Origin of the sequence: Streptococcus oralis (assembly GCF_001075875.1) — a bacterium.
GTDB lineage: Bacteria > Bacillota > Bacilli > Lactobacillales > Streptococcaceae > Streptococcus > Streptococcus oralis_I.
The window spans coordinates 1-1,790 of sequence record NZ_JUOS01000035.1 but is presented as its reverse complement, the minus strand read 5'-3'; the positions used below and the strand labels follow the sequence as shown (position 1 = coordinate 1,790).

Sequence of the window (1,790 nt, the reverse complement as noted above, 5' to 3'; positions counted from 1 at the left end):
AGGTAGTTGGTCACTTTGATTGTCTAAAAGGAGGGAAAGAAGCGATAAAGGAAGTTTAATCTCATGCGCCCATTTTTCAACATAGTCCTCGTACTCAGCTAGTAATGAGTTGAGTTTTCCTATTTGAGCCTGCTTTTGATAAAGTGTATCTGCTATTTTTTCAATGCTTTCTTTCTCTGAGGCACTTGATAAATTCAATAATTCAAGCTCAGTATCGATCTTAAGATTGGCTATGAAGGATTTATAGGCAGCGGCTTTTTTTCTTTCTGTTCTTATAAGTAAGAATGATAGGATGAAAAAAAGCAGGACGGTGGCTAAAATATAGAGAAGCATGAGAGCTTGAAACATTCTCACATCTGAAAGCCAAAGCAGGACAGCTGTAAATAGATCAAATGCTAAGAGAACAAGTAACCAAGGCAGATAACTAGCTAGATATTTTAGATTATGTTTCATCTGGACTTACCTCTTCTAGCTTGTAACCAATACCTCTGACGGACTTGACTTTAAGGGCAATGCCAGCCTGTTTCATCACCTTTTTCAGCCTTGCAATGTTTACTTGTAGGGCATTTTCATCGATGAACTCAGTTGTATTCCACAGTTTCATGCTTAGTTCTTCTTTTGTGACGACAGAATCAGTTGCCACTAATAAGGTTTCTAACAATTTCCCTTGATTTTGAGGGAGTAAAATCGAATATCCGTTGATATAAAGAGTATAGGTATTTCTATCCAGCAGGAAATTATCTTTTTCAAGCAAATTTTGTCTACCTTCATAGCGTTTCAAGATGTTTTCTATACGAGCCAAGAATCTTTCTTTCTTGAAAGGTTTTGTTAAGTACTCGTCAGCCCCTAATTTTAGGGCGTAAATCTCATCTTTTAGTTGTTCACGGGAGGTGAGAACCAATATGGGCACAGAGCGTTTGGACTTGAGATTTTTACAAATTTGAAAACCTGTTTCTCCTGGTAAATTCAAATCCAGTATGATTAAATCCGTATCGTATTGCAATACTTGCTGGCTTGTATCTTTGAAGTCAGTCAACTTATCAACTTGATAACCCGCTTTCTCTAACAAAATGACAATTTCATCTCGAATCAAGGCTTCATCTTCAATAACCAGAATATGCTTCATATCGGCTCCTCCTTTTCCTATTTTATTCTACCTTATTCATCTCTTTTGGGTTCCATTAATGACAACAAGTACTTGTTGCTATTTTTCTTTACAATTCTTATATAGATGACTTCAAATCCAGCTAACAGTAGTATTATCAGCATGGCTGTGATAAATTTCTGCCCCATGGCCATTCTTGCACTGGCTGGTACTATTCCTGTGAGGAGGGAGCTCACTCCGAAGCTACTACTGATAAGTGCAAGAGCTATTGGCAGACCAAAATACCAATTGATTTGCTTTTCTGAAGATTTACAAAGAGTTTCGTAGTTTGCTCCAAGATGGATTAAGGTCTGGTATCGTCTGTAGGATTGTCTTTGTCCCATCAAAAACTGAACGCCGATAATTGTATTTGCGACAACAAGGAAGATGATAGCCAGATAGATGGTGATATAGCTGGCAGAGATAATGTAAAATAATTGTCTTCCCATATTTTGTATATAACTTTCATAGCCAAGAGGACTTTGATTCAGCTTTTTATTGGTATCTGAGATAGCTTTCATCAGGCCTTTTTCCTTGACCAGCTCAGGAGCCAAGATACCACTAACATAATTTGAATACCGACCATCTGTATAGCTCATAAAGGTCTCATCTGGGACTATGAGGGCTACAGAAATGGTTATTTCAC

Annotated in this window: 1 protein-coding gene and 2 pseudogenes; all 3 read right to left on the bottom strand. The window is 37.5% G+C overall.

The window, feature by feature from the left end; genetic code table 11:
- A pseudogene (locus ADM33_RS02395) lies at positions 1–453 on the bottom strand (sensor histidine kinase); the annotation flags it as partial.
- Positions 443–1,126: a response regulator transcription factor gene (locus ADM33_RS02390; protein ID WP_049503015.1), complete on the bottom strand. Its 684-nt coding sequence runs from the start codon at positions 1,124–1,126 to the stop codon at positions 443–445. The gene ADM33_RS02390 and the pseudogene ADM33_RS02395, both read right to left, overlap by 11 nt.
- Positions 1,127–1,158: 32 nt before the next feature.
- Positions 1,159–1,790: pseudogene (locus tag ADM33_RS02385) on the bottom strand (ABC transporter permease); the annotation flags it as partial.

Excerpts from the sequence above, each read along its gene's own strand:
- ADM33_RS02390 (WP_049503015.1), bottom strand. The coding sequence starts at position 1,126 with ATGAAGCATATTCTGGTTATTGAAGATGAAGCCTTGATTCGAGATGAA.